The organism is Ruegeria sp. CF5 (assembly GCF_056537325.1).
Genome location: NZ_JBQFRI010000001.1, coordinates 932,984 through 948,212 on the forward strand (window position 1 = coordinate 932,984; position 15,229 = coordinate 948,212).

Genomic DNA, 15,229 nt, shown 5'->3' on the forward strand with positions numbered 1-15,229 from the left:
GAGGCAGTTTCATTGGGGGTACCATGGCCGAGACACGACACACCAAGGTTCTGATTATCGGATCGGGGCCTGCCGGTTACACCGCGGGCGTTTACGCAAGCCGGGCAATGCTGCAGCCGATTCTGGTACAGGGGATCGAACCCGGTGGTCAGTTGACCACAACGACCGAAGTCGAAAACTATCCCGGATTCACCGAAGTTCAGGGCCCGGACCTGATGATCAAGATGCAGGAACACGCCGCCGCCATGGGCTGCGAAGTCATTGGCGATATCGTCAGTGATCTGGACCTCAGCAAGCGCCCTTTCACTGCAAAGGGCGACAACGGAACGACTTACACCGCCGACTCGGTCATTCTGGCGACCGGAGCCCGCGCGAAATGGCTGGGGCTTCCTTCGGAAGACAAGTTCAAGGGATTTGGCGTTTCCGCCTGCGCGACCTGCGATGGCTTTTTCTATCGCGGTCAGGAAATCGTAGTAATCGGCGGCGGCAATACCGCGGTCGAAGAAGCCCTGTTCCTGACCAACTTCGCCAGCAAAGTCACGCTGATCCATCGCCGCGACGAGCTGCGCGCTGAAAAAATCCTGCAGGATCGTCTGTTCAAGAATGAAAAGATCGAACCGCTGTGGTTTCACGAGCTTGACGAAGTGATCGGCACGGATGCCCCGCTTGGCGTTGAAGGGGTTCGCGTAAAGAACGTGAAAACCGGTGAAATCACTGAAATCCCGTGCAAGGGCGTTTTCGTTGCCATTGGTCATGCACCGGCCAACGAACTCGTCAAGGATACGCTGGAAACCCATATGGGTGGGTACGTGGTGACCAAACCGGGCACCACTGAAACTTCGGTTCCGGGCGTCTTTGCTGCCGGTGATCTGACGGATCACGTATATCGTCAGGCCGTGACATCTGCGGGCATGGGATGCATGGCGGCGCTGGATGCCGAACGCTTTCTGGCGGAACACGACGCCTGAGGCATTAGTTCCCTATTTCTAAGGAAAGGGCTGGTCCTTACTGCGGATCGGCCCTTTCTTTTTACCTCTCGTAACTGTGCCTTGACCCGGGCCTGCGCGCGGCACAGACTTTGCCTGCCGTTTTAAAAAGAAACCGGAGAAGATTTTGGCAAGTGCCCTCTGGCGAGGCAGCTGGACCACACGGCTCAGGATCGCGACCGGCCTGATCCTGCTTCTCTATGCGTTTTTTCACTTTATCAATATCGGCCTCGGCCTGATTGACCCCGTCTGGATGAACGCGATGCAGGGCGCCCGCCAGTGGGTGACGCGCAGTGTGCCGGGTACCGTGATCCTGTATGCCTCACTGTTGATCCATGCCGGACTTGCCCTGACCTCGATCGCACAAAGGCGCACCCTGCGTATGCCTTTCAGCGCTGCATTGCAGATGGTTCTGGGTCTGCTGATCCCGCTGCAACTGCTCTCTCATCTTGTTCAGACTCGGTATGCGCACGAGGTTTTCGGTGTAAACGACGCGATGAGCTACATCATGGTTCTGATGTGGCCGAACAACTCGATCTGGTATCAAAGCATCCTGTTGTTGCTGGTCTGGATACATGGCTGTATCGGCCTGCATTTCTGGCTGCGTCTGACACGATGGTGGCGCCCCGCGATCCCCTATCTGATCGGCGTTGCGGTACTGGTCCCCGGATTCGCCTATGCCGGATTGATCACCGAGGGTCGGCGAATGATGGCGGACTTTGCCGACCCGGACCTGCGCGATCAGTATGTCGAGTACTTTAACTGGCCCACTAATCAGGAATTCACAGAGCTCTTTGCCGTGAAAGACTGGGGTCACACAGTATTCTGGACAGCACTTGCCCTGACTGCGGCGGTGTTCCTTGGGCGAAAGATCTGGCGCAAGCGGCACTCAGTCAGGGTGCGGTATGTCGACGGCCCTGAGATTCTGTCGGAACCGGGGATGACCTTGCTTGAGATGTCGCAAGCCAATGGCATCCCCCATACCGCCCTTTGCGGCGGCAAGGGGCGCTGCACTACCTGCCGCGTTGTTGTGGAGCAAGGTGCGGATTTGTTGCATCCACCAACCGACATCGAAGCGCGCAGCCTAGCAGCGGTCAATGCACCGCCGGGAACGCGTCTGGCCTGCCAGATACGGCCGGCGCATCCGTCGACTGTCTTTCGCGTGTTCAAACCCGACGGCGGCCGCACACGTGCCCATGCCAGTCAGGGGCAGGAACGGATGCTGGCAATTCTGTTTCTGGACATGCGGGGTTTTACCGCGCGTACCGCAGGCCAGTTGCCCTATGACGTCGTGTTTCTTTTGAACCGGTTTTTCGACGCAATCGTTCCCGCGATCACAAACGATGGCGGCGTGGTCGACAAATACCTGGGCGACGGGCTGCTTGCCGTTTTTGAAACCCGCGACACCGCCAGTTCGGCGAAAGCCGGGCTAAAAGCAGCTTCGGATGTCAGCCGGGCCTTGGAGAATTTCAACAAGCAGCTTGCCGGTGAAAACAGCCCCGAAATCAAAATCGGCATGGGGCTGCATCTGGGTGATCTGGTACTTGGGGAAATTGGTGCTCAAGGCCACGCCTCGCACACGATCATCGGGGACGCGGTCAATGTCGCAAGCCGACTGGAGGGTGAAACCAAAGGCCTGAGCGTCGAGCTGCTTGTATCCGACGCGGTGCTTGCGGCAGCGGGGATCGATACCTCCCGGCTGTCTATAACAGAGTTCCAGTTGCGTGGGGTTGCAGAGCCGATCGCAGCGCTGCCTGTCCAGCGGGCATCTCAGCTCACCGATCAATTGACGGCATCGGAACATGAGTCCGAAAACCCTCCCGCAAACTGAATTTTTCGAATTCATTTTCGCGTCAACTGCACATCATTGGAACATCCTTCTGTTCTGTGCAAAATCCGCGCATTCCGTTCTTTGTTTTCGCAGCCGTCTGGACTTCTGCTGAATGACAGTGCAAATGGCGCGAAATGCCAATGAAACAGCAGCAATTCAACCGATCTGACAAGAGTATTCCAATGACGATGTTAAGTAATCTGGCCCCGATCCCCGAACTCTATGTGTCCTATGACTCGGCCCAGAAACTGAAAGTCGAAGCCGCAGACCTGACAAGCTGGGACCTGACACCGCGCCAGATCTGTGATCTGGAACTGTTGATGAATGGCGGCTTCAACCCGCTAAAGGGGTTCCTGTCCGAAGATGACTATAACGGCGTCGTCGAAAACATGCGCCTTGCCGACGGTACCCTCTGGCCCATGCCAATCACGCTGGATGTGGGCGAAGAGTTCGCCGAAAAGATCGAAATGGGGCAGGACATCGCCCTGCGCGATCAGGAAGGCGTGATCCTGGCGACCATGACCGTCACCGACCGCTGGACCCCGAACAAGGCCAACGAGGCGGAAAAGGTTTTTGGTGCTGACGATGACGCGCACCCGGCCGTCAACTATCTGCATAACGAGGCAGGCAAGATCTATCTGGGTGGCCCTGTCACCGGTATCCAGCCGCCGATCCACTATGATTTCAAGGCCCGTCGCGATACGCCGAACGAGTTGCGCGCCTATTTCCGGAAGGTTGGCTGGCGTCGTGTTGTGGCGTTCCAGACCCGCAACCCGCTGCACCGGGCGCATCAGGAACTGACGTTCCGTGCCGCCAAGGAAGCACAGGCCAACCTGCTGATCCACCCGGTTGTCGGTCTGACCAAGCCGGGCGATGTGGACCATTTCACCCGCGTGCGCTGCTATGAGGCCGTTCTGGACAAATATCCGGCTTCAACCACCTCGATGTCGCTGCTGAATCTGGCGATGCGTATGGCTGGCCCGCGTGAAGCTGTCTGGCACGGTCTGATCCGCAAAAATCACGGCTGCACCCACTTTATCGTTGGCCGCGACCATGCAGGCCCCGGCAAGAACTCGGCCGGTGAGGATTTTTACGGACCTTACGATGCGCAGGATCTGTTCCGTGAATATCAGGACGAGATCGGCCTTGAGATGGTTGATTTCAAACACATGGTCTATGTGCAGGAACGAGCCCAGTACGAGCCCAATGACGAGATCGCGGACAAGGAAAACGTCACGATCCTGAACATCAGCGGAACCGAACTGCGCCGTCGTCTTCGCGAAGGGCTGGAGATTCCGGAATGGTTCTCGTTCCCCGAGGTTGTTCAGGAGTTGCGCAACCGGTTCCCGCCGCGTTCGCATCAGGGCTTTACGGTTTTCTTCACTGGCTTCTCGGGTTCTGGAAAATCCACTATTGCCAATGCTTTGATGGTCAAACTGATGGAGATGGGCGACCGTCCCGTGACGCTGTTGGACGGCGATATCGTGCGGAAAAACCTGTCGAGCGAGCTGGGCTTTTCGAAAGAGCACCGCGACCTGAACATCCGTCGTATCGGCTATGTCGCGTCCGAGATCACCAAGAATGGCGGTATCGCCATCTGTGCCCCCATCGCGCCCTATGCCACAACCCGCCGCGCCGTGCGGGAAGATATCGAAGCCTTTGGCGCCTTCTGCGAGGTGCACGTCTCGACCTCGATCGAGGAATGCGAACGTCGCGATCGCAAGGGTCTTTACAAGCTGGCGCGTGAAGGGAAGATTCAGGAATTCACCGGAATTTCCGACCCTTACGATGTTCCTGAAAACCCGGAACTGCGTGTCGAGACCGAGAATGTCGATGTCGACAACTGCGCCCATCAGGTTCTGCTGAAGCTGGAAAGCATGGGTCTGATCGCGGGTTCGTAAAGCAACCCGATCAACTTTGAACAGGCGGCCTCCGATAATTCGGGGGCCGTCTTTTTTATCTGGCCGTTCCCGGTGGCATTGACAAACCCTCGTGAGATTGCTGCAAATCGCCAACTTTCATCTGATCCGGTCGTTGAATGAATCACGCGTTACCCACGGTTGCCAGCTTTTGGTTTGGGTCGGACCTGTCGTGGCTTGAGGCGTTGTGCATTCAGTCGTTTCTGGATCGGGGGCATCGTTTTGTTCTGTTTGTACCAAAAAAAATCGCCAACATTCCGATTTGTACAACCGTCAAACCGGCCTCGGACGTTCTCTGGCCGGCACCGTTTGACATCGAAGACAACGACCGGCTGAAGGTCGCTGTGTTCTCGGACATCTTCCGGCTGCACCTGTTTGAGAAAACCGATTTCATCTGGGTTGATCTGGATGCCTATTGCGTTCGTCCCTTCGATTTCGAAACACCTCATGTCTTCGCCCATTCCGGAGTGGGTGGATTTCCGAATGGCGTGGTGCGGCTGCCAAAGGATTCAGAGACGCTAAAGCTGATGTTGGAGTTCGTCACCGACCCTAACCCAACGCAACCCTGGCGGGGTGATCGACTGCGGCGGATCAATCGACGCCGGGTGTCGAACGGGGAAACCTGGGGGATCGAAACTCTGCCATGGGGATGTTCCGGGCCAAAGGCGTTCAGCCACTTCCTGCACCAGACCGGTGAAGACAGATACGCGATGCCTGCCGATGCGTTCTATCCGCTGCCTCCGGACAACCTTTGGAAGCTGCACGACCCCGAGATCGAAACGGCCGATATCGAACGCGAGGGTGTCTATTCGGTTCACATCTACGGGCATCAGAAAAAATATCTGGCCCGCGCTGCGCAGGGTCTTCCGAAACCGGGCAGCTATCTGGCTAGGCTTTGCGATCGGCACGGAATCGATCCGACGAAAAATCCGATACCTCTATTGGACTGGATGAAGTCGGGGCAACCGACAGGATAGCCAGTCAGTCCGGACATCGAGCCGGGTTTCAGCCCTTTTGCGGTGTCCCGGTCGAGATCGAATAGTCGCGGGGGATGCCTTTGGTCTCCGCGAACCAGCTGGAATTTCTGGTCCGGGTCTGGTGGGCATCGAATGCAGCCTGATTTTCAAAGATTTCAGCCACCATGAAACGCCCGGGATGGTCGTCGGATTCGGTCACATCGAAGGACATGCAGCCCGGTTCCGCCCGCGTCAGATCAATATGTGCGGGCAAGGCGGCCCTGACCGCGTCCAGTCTGTCGGCCGGAACATCCAGATATCCGTTCAGAAAAACCCGGGCATCGTCATCTGCAGTCATCTGTTTGCCTATCCCTGAAACTGGGCCGTCGCGATCAAAGCTGATCCCTGAGCGCCCGCGCTGCACGACCTTCGAAATCCCCAAACGTGTCCGCAACGGGTTGAATAGCCTGAAGCGCAGGCAATCGCTGTTCAAAGTCGCTTTCGGAAACGGACGCTATCGCATCACGGATGTCGGTCTCGGACTCACAGAGGATCATGCCGGACGTGTCCATGAAATCCGCGATGTTCGGGCAACCCCAATAGATCGGCACCGTCGCACACAGAATGGCGTCGACCAGCTTTTCCGAGAAATAGTTCTTTTCGCGCACATTTTCGATCACGACCGAATAGCGATAGGGGGCCAGACCATCGGATTTCTGGTCGAACGGCATGTAACCGCGCCCCATGATATCAACGTCCTGCCCCGTCTCACGCACCCAGTCGATCACCGAGTGGCGCAGTTGATGCCCGATCAAATCGCGCTTGGCCGAGGCGACCAGCGAGCAGGATTTCACCTTGTTCAACGACAGGTCCCGCCATTCGGGTACCAGTGTCGCCCCATAAGGCAGGAAGACCGCGTTCGGCAGGCTGTCTAGCAACACCTCGTGAAAGGTGAACACCCGGAAAAACCGTCGCCACGAATAACGCAGCAGACGGTCATGTTTGGCGTGAATGGCCGAAGGCTCGCCCATCATCAGCGAAATCTGCGCCCGAGTCCCCCTGCGCAGGCGGAAATGCGCCTTGGTGTTGGGATACATGATCAGGTGGTCGGTACGTTCCAGATCGCCTACGGTTTTGCCGTTCAGGCGATCCGGGCAGCCGAGGGGCCAGGCAAGCTCGGACAGTGGCAGTTCGGCCAGTTTCGGGCCAAGTCGGTGACCATAGGGCAGAATCGCAATGGCGGGTTCCGTCATTGCGGCGTTCCATCCGGCAGATCGACCTGCCCGCGCATCAGGACAAAGCCTTTGCCCGCGACCTTGATGCCGGTCATCGCGTCGGGCGGGCCGACGCGCGTGACGGTGGCCTGCCCCGGGCGGCCCATGTCGTGGCCCTGCTCGGCAATGAAACAGTCCTTATCCATCAGCCCATACTTCCACAGATAGGCAGCCATTGCACCGGTGGCTGAGCCGGTGAAAGGGTCCTCGGGCAGGCTGGGCGGCGCCATAAGAAGGCGCGAGAACGTGTCACCTGCATCCGTTGCACCCTGAAGCGTCACAAGAAAGGGTTCCATCATGTCGGTGCCGGAATATCCCTGACTTTCGGCGAGACGGCGTAGGGCATCCACATTCAGTTTTGCCTGTCGCAGTGTCGCGTGATCACGCAGGATGGTGATGCAGAACGGCAGTCCCGTCGATACAATCTGCGGAGGGGAAATGATTGCGTCAGCGTCAAGACCTACGCAATCGGCCACCAGATCGGCGGGGACGACCGCCCCGAATTCAGGGGCTATCTGCGTCATCTCGATCTCGTCGCCATCCAGTCGGATCGAGACAATCCCTGCCCCGGTTTCCAGCGTCAGCGTATCGCCCGTGACCATACCGCGAGACCGCATGGCCGCGACGGTGGCAATGGTGGGATGACCGGCAAAGGGAATCTCTCGACTGGCAAGGTAGTATCGCACGCGGATATCGGCCACGTCCGATGGTCCGGTGAAGGTGCATTCAGCCAGCGAGGTTTCGCGGACATAAGCGGTGCAGGTCTTTTCGGACAGACCGGCGCCGTCATAGACAACAGCACACCCGTTGCCGCCAAAGGGGCGGTCGCTGAAGGCATCCACCCAATCGAATTCGAACCAGCTCATGCGCCCTCTCCCGGTTATGGCGGTCTGTACGGCGGGCATGTTTCGCCGGTCACACGGCAAATGTCACGTATTTTCAGAGGGTGCGTGGCCGTTCAGTGAACAGCCACAGGCGACAGGTCGTGTTCGCGGGCCAGAACAAAGGCCAGCTTGCGGTCGGCGACAAGGGCCAGTTGCTGGCCGTTTGCATCATGGACGGCGTAAAGCTGTTCAAGATCACCGGCCTGATCGCGCACTTCCTGCGGCAGGTCCGAAACCTCGACCGCCTTTACATAGACGATGCGGTCGCCTTCGGTATTGATTTCATATGGCGTATTCATGGCTTACCCCTTTCTTATGTTGATCGTCTGCACCACGGTTTCCGGAACGGCCCGAGTCAGATCGACATGCAGCAGACCGTTCTCCATCACGGCCTCGCCCACCTCGACGCCATCGGCCAGCACGAACATGCGCTGGAACTGGCGTGCGGCGATGCCACGGTGCAGGAACACGCGCCCCTCGCTGTCGTCGCGTTGACGGCCCCGGATCACCAGCTGGCGATCCTCGATGGTGATTGACAGATCTTCCTCGGCAAATCCGGCCACGGCGAGCGTGATCCGATAGGAAAAATCCGAGGTCTGCTCGATATTATAGGGCGGGTAGCCTTCGTTCCCGGCCTTGGCCGAGCGTTCCAGAAGGCGTTCCAGCTGCTCGAACCCCAACAGATGCGGGTAGGAGCCAAGAGTAAGTTTCGACACTTTATCCTCGTCCTTTTTTGTCAAAGCGACGTGTTGGTGCGGCCCCGTAGCGGCAACCGCGCAATGTAGAATATGGGAAGAAAACAGGATGTCCACAAGGTCTAGGCGGATTCACCCGGACACACTATTCTGTGTGTCAATAAACAAGGGAAGTACTGAGTCGCCAATGAACGCGCCTACCGATCTTTCAATGAAAACCGATGAAGTTCTGCGGGTTGAACTGGAGGTATTCCGCCGTCAGCACCGCGATCTTGACGAAGCCATCGAGGCGCTGCAGGCCACCGGTACGGCAGACCAGCTGACAATCAAGCGGTTGAAAAAGCAGAAACTTCGCCTGAAAGACATCATCCGCATAATCGAGGATCGCCTGACCCCGGACATCATCGCCTGAGACTACCTGTTTTCGGGCGGAATATCCCGGATGCGCGCGACATGCGCGTCGATGTCATCACGCGTGAACTTTGAGTGACGGCGTTTGTCGCTTGCCGGTTGATTGACCAGCCCAAGGTTCAGTTCCGGCCGCCAAGACCGTTTCGGGCGGATCGGACGCGGTGCAAATCCGCCACCGCAGGTGGGGCAGACATTGTGCAACTGATTCTCGACGCATTCGGCGCAATAGGTGCATTCATAGCTGCAAATGCGTGCATCCGGTGCATTGGGTGGCAGGTCACGGTCACACAGTTCGCAGTTGGGGCGCAGTTCCAGCATCATCTCATTCCCTGTTTGGGTCAAAGAGTTCCCGAGTTTTCGTCCCGATGCAACATGTTGCCAATTGCGCCAATGTTGCATTTGGCTATAGTGCGCGCTCTTTCCGCAGGCGGGGACAGCGCGTATGGGCGATATCAGGGTTGGGATCATCATGGGCAGTCAGTCGGACTGGCCGACCATGAAGGAAGCAGCGAACATTCTCGACGAACTGGGCGTGACGTATGAAAAGCGTATTGTTTCGGCGCACCGTACGCCTGACCGGTTGTGGGACTATGGCAAGAAAGCCGCCGGGCGTGGTCTGCAGGTGATCATTGCCGGGGCCGGAGGTGCTGCGCATCTGCCGGGCATGATGGCGTCAAAAACCCGTGTGCCGGTGATTGGCGTTCCGGTTCAGACGCGGGCGCTGTCGGGTGTCGACTCGCTGTATTCCATCGTGCAGATGCCCAAGGGCTTTCCGGTTGCAACCATGGCCATCGGATCGGCCGGTGGGGCCAATGCGGGCCTGATGGCGGCTGGCATTCTGGCGTTGCAGGACGACGCGCTGGCGGAACGTCTAGATGCGTGGCGCGAGGCCTTGTCGGCCTCGATCCCGGAGGAGCCCGAAGGATGAGCCGGATCGGCTTTATCGGGACCGGGCATATCGCGGCCCCTATCGCGCGGTTTCTGGCCGCCAAGGGGCACGCGATTTCAGTCACCGAACGCAATATTCGCGTATCGGCAGAGCTGAAGGAAGAGCTGAACGTCACCATTGCGGCCCCGCAGGCTGTCATCGACGCGTCCGAGATCGTGTTCTTGTGCCTGCGCCCGCATTTGGCAGCCGAGGTTCTGACACCGCTGACCTTTCGTGCGGATCATCGGATCGTTTCCGTCATGGCAGCAGTGTCGGCGGATCAACTGGCCGATTTGTGCGCACCCGCTTCGGATTTCGTTCAGACAATACCGCTGGGGTTCTTACGTGCGGGTGGCTGCCCACTGGCAGCATTCGGCGACGATCGCCTGCTGGCGGAACTGTTCGAGCCGGAAAACCCGGTGGTGAAAGTCGCTGACGAGGCCGCGCTGAACGCGCATTTTGCAATTTGCGCAATGGTTCCGGGCATGCTGGACCTGATGGCAACTGGTGCTGGCTGGCTGGCGGAACAAACCGGCGATACAAACGCGGCAGAGTTCTACACGACGCAGTTGTTGTCCGGGTTCCTTGCGACAATGGACAAGGGCAAGGCTGGTGCGCTGGCATCGGAACGCGATGCGCTGGCCACGGACGGTACGCTGAGCCTGCAAATGACGGATGCACTGAAAACAGGTCGTGCACATGAAGCGCTGCGTGCGGCGCTGACGGCCATTGGTCAACGGTTGGAGAACGGACGATGACGGACATGCTCGCTCCCGGAGCGGTGATCGGAATTCTTGGTGGCGGCCAGTTGGGCCGGATGCTGTCTGTTGCGGCGTCACGACTGGGTTTTATCACCCATATCTATGAACCGGGCGCCAACCCGCCCGCTGGTCAGGTCGCGGATCGCGTGACCACAGCCGCCTATGACGATGCGGCGGCGCTGAAGGCCTTTGCTGACTCGGTCGATGTCATCACCTATGAGTTCGAGAACATCCCGACCGAGGCGCTGGATCTGCTGGAGGCGCACCGCCCGATCCGTCCCGGGCGCGAGGCGTTGCGGGTCAGTCAGGACCGGCTGACCGAAAAGACGTTTCTGCAGGGGCTGGGGCTGAACACCGCCCCCTTTGCCGATATTACCGATCTGGACAGCCTGAACGCAGCCATTGCCGAGATTGGCACACCGGCCATTCTGAAAACCCGCCGCTTTGGTTATGACGGCAAGGGACAGGCACGTCTGCACTCTGCCGAAGATGCCGGGGCAGCGCTGGCCGACATGGCCGGGGCGCCTGCCATTCTGGAAGGGTTCGTGAATTTCACCCATGAGGTGTCGATCATTGCCGCGCGCGGACTGGACGGTCAGGTCGCCTGCTTCGATCCCGGTGAAAACGTGCATCGCAATGGTATCCTGCATACCACGACCATACCGGCCCGTTTGTCACCGTCACAAAAGACGGATGCGGTGCTGCTGGCGGCCAATATCCTGAATGCGCTTGATTATGTCGGCGTGATGGGGGTTGAGCTGTTCGTGACGCCGCAGGGACTGATCGTGAATGAAATTGCGCCACGTGTGCATAATTCGGGCCACTGGACCCAGAACGGATGCGCCGTGGATCAGTTCGAGCAGCATATCCGCGCGGTGGCGGGCTGGCCGCTTGGGGATGGTCAGCGCCATGCGGATGTGGTGATGGAGAACCTGATCGGCGATGACATGGACCGGGTGCCGGAACTTGCGCAGGAGCGCGATGTGGCCATCCATCTTTATGGCAAGGTCGACGTAAAACCGGGCCGCAAGATGGGGCATTTCAACCGCATCGTCCGCTGAGGGAATTCGCGCGTATCACGCGAAGTCTCCGGCCGGAGTATTTTTGGCCAGATGAAGACGCGGCGTGCGTCTAACCCAGAAAGCGCGCCGCGATGTCGCCGGACATATGGCTGACCCGGCCACCGGCCAACGTGGCGGCGACCCGGTGCGTTTCAGCGTCGAGAATGACCAGATCGGCGCGTTTACCCGGTACTAGCGTGCCACGATCGTTCAGCCCCAGAACCCGTGCAGGGCCAGAAGAAACCAACGCCCATGCGCCCGCCAGATCCAGCAGGCCGGTTCTGGCAATCATCAGCGCGGCCCGGCGCGGGCTGGGATAGTGATAGTCCGAGGCCAGTGCGTCACACAGCCCCATGGTAATCAGGTCCAAGGCGCTGGCGTTACCTTTGTGCGAGCCCCCCCGCACCACATTCGGCGAACCCAGAATAATCTGATCTCCGGCGGCGCGGGCAGCTTCGGCCGCGTCGAGGGTCTCGGGGAATTCCGCGATGGCCACGCCGCGATCCCGCCATCCAGCGCGAGTCGCTGCCGTCGCATCATCGTGGCTGCCCATGCGCACGCCTCGCCGTGACAGTTCTGCGCAGAGCGCGTCAAGCGCCGCCGGAACCTCGTCCCTGCGGGCGTGCATGGTTTGCAGCATGTCCAGATGCGCCTCGGGGCTTCGCCCAGCCTTGAGCGCCTGCCCGGTCAGGCGCGGCGGCGTCCGGCCCTGTGACAGCCGGTCATGCGGCAGGTGATCGTTGAACACGACATAAGGCACCTGCCAGTCGGCAATGCTGTCAGGAAGGCTGGCGTAATCCCCGAGCATGTGAGTTTCGAAACGCAATTGCGGGATCAGGTCCGTCACGACCGTGGCTTTGACCGAAGCGATCGCGGCAAATACCTGCGCGGCAAATTCCGGACCGCGCACGCCGCCCTCCCAACTGTGAAACTGTGCCATAACGGCGGTGGTGATGCCGTTTGCGGCCAGTTCAGCCTCAGTCGCGATGACGCCTTCGTCCATCTGTTTCATCGCACCGCGACGTGGGGCGAGGTGGCGTTCGAACCCGTCGCCGTGCAGGTCGACAATACCGGGGAGGATGAGGTACCCGGACAGATCGATCTGGCGCCCTGCCCGGTCTTGCTGAACCTTGCCTTCCGCCAAGCTCAGCTCGCCGCGTGTTATCGTGTTATCCGGCAGCAGGATATCCGCGCCGGTCAGGGTCAGTTCCAGTGCGCTCATCTTGTGGGCTCCGACTCTGGCTCGGTGCAGTCCCGCCCGATGCAGATCTCGTCGATGACGTCCATTACGCCGTCAAGCCAGGTGATCTCGGGGTCGAAACGGCCGAATTCGATGAAATGCAATGCCTGCGCCATAACCCGGGGATTGTTCATCATGAAGGTATGCGTCACCGGCAGGACAATGTGGTCGGACATACCCTCAACCTTAGTGGTTTCGACCGAAACCTTGCCGTCATCCGCTCCGTCGATCATCGACGAAAATACCGGGTTCAATGAATTTTCGCCCGCGATCACGCCTAGTTCGAAATTGACTGGAGGCAGTTGACCCGGAAACCCCTCGGGGCCAGTCGCAAGCGAGAGGCCCGCTGGCCCGTGCAACAGGCCGAACACTTCCCAATCGCCCAGTTCATCCACCAACTGACTTCCCTGATTGGGCGGGCCAAGCATGACGACACGGCCCAGATTGTCCGGCTGGTGATCCTGCAGCCAGTAGCGGACCAGAATACCGCCCATCGAATGCGACACGATGTGCGTTGGCTGATCGCCGCATTCGGCAAATGCAGCGGGCAGGGTTTGCCGCGCAAGGTCAGGTATCGGCAGATCGGTCGAGGCATAGCCGGGCCGCACCACCTTGTAATCATGTGCAAGAAACAGCTGCTCCATGATCGAAAACGAGGCTTCGGTACGTGCAAGACCGTGCAACAGCACAACGCAGTCGGCGCGTGCCAGTCCCGGTAACAGGCATAATATGAAGACAAGAAACCTCATACAGGCCAGATAAGGCCAAACGGGATCGGGTGAAACCCCTAAGCCCGCTTCACTTTAAGTACCGCCAGGGCAATTCCGCCAAGCACCAGAAGCGTGCCGATGGCCAGACGCAGGCTGGCAGCTTCGCCCAGCAAGACGATGCCTGCCGCAATGGCGATGATCGGAACACTCAGCTGAACGGTGGCTGCCACCGCTGGCGCCAATTGCGGCAGAACGCGATACCACAGTGCATATCCAAGTCCCGAGGTCACGCCACCGGACACTGCGGCCAGAACGATACCCGCAGGTGTCATGGCCCAGTCAGTGCCGACCAGAGCAAAGACCAGCGCAGTCACCGGCAGAGCGACCACAAAGTTCGCGCCGGTTCCGGATAGCGCGTCCGGCTCGTTCCTTCCCGTCAGAGTATACGCGCCCCAACCGATGCCCGCCGCCACCATTAGCGCAGCCCCGGCGGGGTCGACCTGAACCTGTCCCGCAGGCCAGAGGATATAGGCCAGCCCGGCGAACGCTGTCGATGCGCCGATCACCTGCCGCATCTGTGGCGGTGCACCGGTCACCGACGTGGCGGCAAACATGGTGATCTGCACGACGCCGAACAGGATCAGCGCACCCAGCCCCGCATCCAGTGTCAGATAGGCCATCGAGAACCCGACCATATAGAGCGACAGAGCCCCCGCGCCGACCAATCGCCTCGAGTTCAGCAAGGGCAGCCGCCTGCCCCGCAGCATAACCAGCACCGCCAGCGTCAGCGCCCCCGCCAGAACGCGCACAACGGCAAACGTGCCCGGGTCGCTGGCGCCGCTGTCAATGGCCAGCCGGTTCAGGATCGAGTTTGCCGCAAAGGCGATCATGGTCAGGGATGTCAGCAGAAACAGTTTCATACCAGACGCATAGCGGTTTCGCCTTGTCTTGGACACTCACATTCCCACTTACTCGCCCTCAAAGGCCGCCGGATAGATCAGCGTTTCTTGCGGAATGTCATCTCCCGGCGCGGCAAGCATGGTGTATTCCACCGGGTAAGGCGTCGTCAGTTGCGCTGCCCGCGCACGGGAAAAGCCGCATTTTTCGTAGAATTCCGGCTGCCCCAGCACAACTATCACTGGAACCTCCGACAACTCCGGTATTTGTGCCGCACCGACAAGCTCACTCACCAATCGCCGTCCGACCTGCCAGTGCGTTTTTGATTGCCCTGATGGTGCTAAAGCCCCCCGCTGAAACTCGGGCAACACTGCCACTGGCGCAAGGCATAGCCACCCTGCGGGTGCAAGCATCCGTGACAACGCAGCGTAACCCGCTATCCGCCCCTGCCACGGCTTTACGATCTCAGACACCATGTCGCCGTCGCGCCGGAGCCGGCGAACAAGCTCTACCTCGCCCTCACCTTCAAAGGCCGCCCGCAGCAGCGCATCCACTTCGGCTTCTTCGCCAGGGCGCATATCCCGGCTGACATCAGGTCCGATTGCCATTCTTCCTCTTGCTCCAAATATCCCCGCTTGAGGCATGCCCGTATCACGAGCCTATCAAATGAAAAGGG

18 protein-coding genes are annotated in these 15,229 nt (G+C 59.3%); 8 read left to right on the forward strand and 10 right to left on the reverse strand.

Translation table 11 applies throughout. The annotated features are described in order from the left end of the window. The first annotated feature begins 23 nt into the window (after positions 1-23). The 4 genes from trxB (at position 24) to ACR0NW_RS04480 (ending at position 5,713) form a co-directional block, all read left to right on the forward strand. The gene (gene trxB, locus ACR0NW_RS04465) at positions 24-968 is read left to right on the forward strand and encodes a thioredoxin-disulfide reductase (RefSeq protein WP_170650978.1); all 945 of its coding nucleotides are present in this window, start codon (positions 24-26) and stop codon (positions 966-968) included. Positions 969-1,113: 145 nt separating this feature from the next. Next, complete coding sequence (locus tag ACR0NW_RS04470; RefSeq protein ID WP_480448668.1) at positions 1,114-2,817, forward strand: adenylate/guanylate cyclase domain-containing protein; 1,704 nt, start codon at positions 1,114-1,116, stop codon at positions 2,815-2,817. Between the two features lie 182 nt (positions 2,818-2,999). Then, the gene (locus tag ACR0NW_RS04475; protein WP_480448667.1) at positions 3,000-4,718 is read left to right on the forward strand and encodes a bifunctional sulfate adenylyltransferase/adenylylsulfate kinase; all 1,719 of its coding nucleotides are present in this window, start codon (positions 3,000-3,002) and stop codon (positions 4,716-4,718) included. Between the two features lie 137 nt (positions 4,719-4,855). Beyond that, a complete protein-coding gene (locus tag ACR0NW_RS04480) occupies positions 4,856-5,713 on the forward strand; it encodes a hypothetical protein (RefSeq protein ID WP_480448666.1) in 858 nt (285 codons plus the stop codon). 28 nt (positions 5,714-5,741) lie between these two features. Here ACR0NW_RS04480 and ACR0NW_RS04485 read toward each other — a convergent pair whose 3' ends face one another. The 5 genes from ACR0NW_RS04485 to ACR0NW_RS04505 all read right to left on the reverse strand — a co-directional run bounded on the left by ACR0NW_RS04485 (position 5,742) and on the right by ACR0NW_RS04505 (position 8,566). Next, positions 5,742-6,050, reverse strand: coding sequence for a putative quinol monooxygenase (locus ACR0NW_RS04485; protein WP_480448665.1), 309 nt, complete (start codon positions 6,048-6,050; stop codon positions 5,742-5,744). 34 nt (positions 6,051-6,084) lie between these two features. Beyond that, positions 6,085-6,945, reverse strand: coding sequence for a hypothetical protein (locus ACR0NW_RS04490; RefSeq protein ID WP_480448664.1), 861 nt, complete (start codon positions 6,943-6,945; stop codon positions 6,085-6,087). Next, positions 6,942-7,832, reverse strand: a complete 891-nt coding sequence (locus ACR0NW_RS04495) for a PhzF family phenazine biosynthesis protein (protein ID WP_480448663.1) — start codon at positions 7,830-7,832, stop codon at positions 6,942-6,944. Before ACR0NW_RS04495 ends, ACR0NW_RS04490 begins: the two co-directional genes overlap by 4 nt. Positions 7,833-7,924: 92 nt before the next feature. Further along, a complete protein-coding gene (locus ACR0NW_RS04500; protein ID WP_170650985.1) occupies positions 7,925-8,149 on the reverse strand; it encodes a DUF1150 family protein in 225 nt (74 codons plus the stop codon). 3 nt (positions 8,150-8,152) lie between these two features. Continuing rightward, positions 8,153-8,566 (reverse strand): Hsp20 family protein, encoded by a 414-nt coding sequence (locus ACR0NW_RS04505; RefSeq protein WP_170650986.1) that lies wholly within the window; start codon positions 8,564-8,566, stop codon positions 8,153-8,155. Positions 8,567-8,732: 166 nt separating this feature from the next. On the opposite strand from ACR0NW_RS04505, the gene ACR0NW_RS04510 reads away from it, so the two are divergent. After that, positions 8,733-8,957 carry a DUF465 domain-containing protein gene (locus ACR0NW_RS04510; RefSeq protein ID WP_170650987.1) on the forward strand — a complete coding sequence of 75 codons (225 nt, stop codon included), beginning with the start codon at positions 8,733-8,735 and terminating at the stop codon, positions 8,955-8,957. A 2-nt stretch (positions 8,958-8,959) separates the two neighbouring features. Here ACR0NW_RS04510 and ACR0NW_RS04515 read toward each other — a convergent pair whose 3' ends face one another. After that, positions 8,960-9,277: a DUF1272 domain-containing protein gene (locus ACR0NW_RS04515; RefSeq protein ID WP_480791508.1), complete on the reverse strand. Its 318-nt coding sequence runs from the start codon at positions 9,275-9,277 to the stop codon at positions 8,960-8,962. 121 nt (positions 9,278-9,398) lie between these two features. On the opposite strand from ACR0NW_RS04515, the gene purE reads away from it, so the two are divergent. Genes purE through ACR0NW_RS04530 form a run of 3 tightly spaced genes read left to right on the forward strand, consistent with a single transcriptional unit; the run spans position 9,399 to position 11,706 of the window. After that, positions 9,399-9,884 (forward strand): 5-(carboxyamino)imidazole ribonucleotide mutase, encoded by a 486-nt coding sequence (gene purE / locus ACR0NW_RS04520; RefSeq protein WP_480448661.1) that lies wholly within the window; start codon positions 9,399-9,401, stop codon positions 9,882-9,884. Beyond that, the gene (locus ACR0NW_RS04525; RefSeq protein ID WP_480448660.1) at positions 9,881-10,642 is read left to right on the forward strand and encodes an NAD(P)-binding domain-containing protein; all 762 of its coding nucleotides are present in this window, start codon (positions 9,881-9,883) and stop codon (positions 10,640-10,642) included. Before purE ends, ACR0NW_RS04525 begins: the two co-directional genes overlap by 4 nt. Then, the gene (locus ACR0NW_RS04530) at positions 10,639-11,706 is read left to right on the forward strand and encodes a 5-(carboxyamino)imidazole ribonucleotide synthase (RefSeq protein WP_480448659.1); all 1,068 of its coding nucleotides are present in this window, start codon (positions 10,639-10,641) and stop codon (positions 11,704-11,706) included. Before ACR0NW_RS04525 ends, ACR0NW_RS04530 begins: the two co-directional genes overlap by 4 nt. Positions 11,707-11,776: 70 nt before the next feature. Here the strand turns inward: ACR0NW_RS04530 and ACR0NW_RS04535 are convergent, their stop codons facing one another. From ACR0NW_RS04535 to ACR0NW_RS04550, 4 genes are read right to left on the reverse strand one after another with little or no spacing between them, the layout of a single operon-like run. Then, entirely contained in the window at positions 11,777-12,928 is a 1,152-nt protein-coding gene (locus ACR0NW_RS04535) for an alpha-D-ribose 1-methylphosphonate 5-triphosphate diphosphatase (protein WP_480448657.1), read from the reverse strand. After that, on the reverse strand, positions 12,925-13,695 hold the full coding sequence (locus ACR0NW_RS04540; RefSeq protein WP_170650993.1) for an alpha/beta fold hydrolase: 771 nt from the start codon (positions 13,693-13,695) through the stop codon (positions 12,925-12,927). The genes ACR0NW_RS04535 and ACR0NW_RS04540 overlap by 4 nt, the downstream gene beginning before the upstream one ends. 38 nt (positions 13,696-13,733) lie before the next feature. After that, a complete protein-coding gene (locus ACR0NW_RS04545) occupies positions 13,734-14,576 on the reverse strand; it encodes a DMT family transporter (protein ID WP_480448656.1) in 843 nt (280 codons plus the stop codon). Between the two features lie 48 nt (positions 14,577-14,624). Beyond that, entirely contained in the window at positions 14,625-15,161 is a 537-nt protein-coding gene (locus ACR0NW_RS04550; RefSeq protein ID WP_480448655.1) for a GNAT family N-acetyltransferase, read from the reverse strand. Positions 15,162-15,229: the final 68 nt, after the last annotated feature.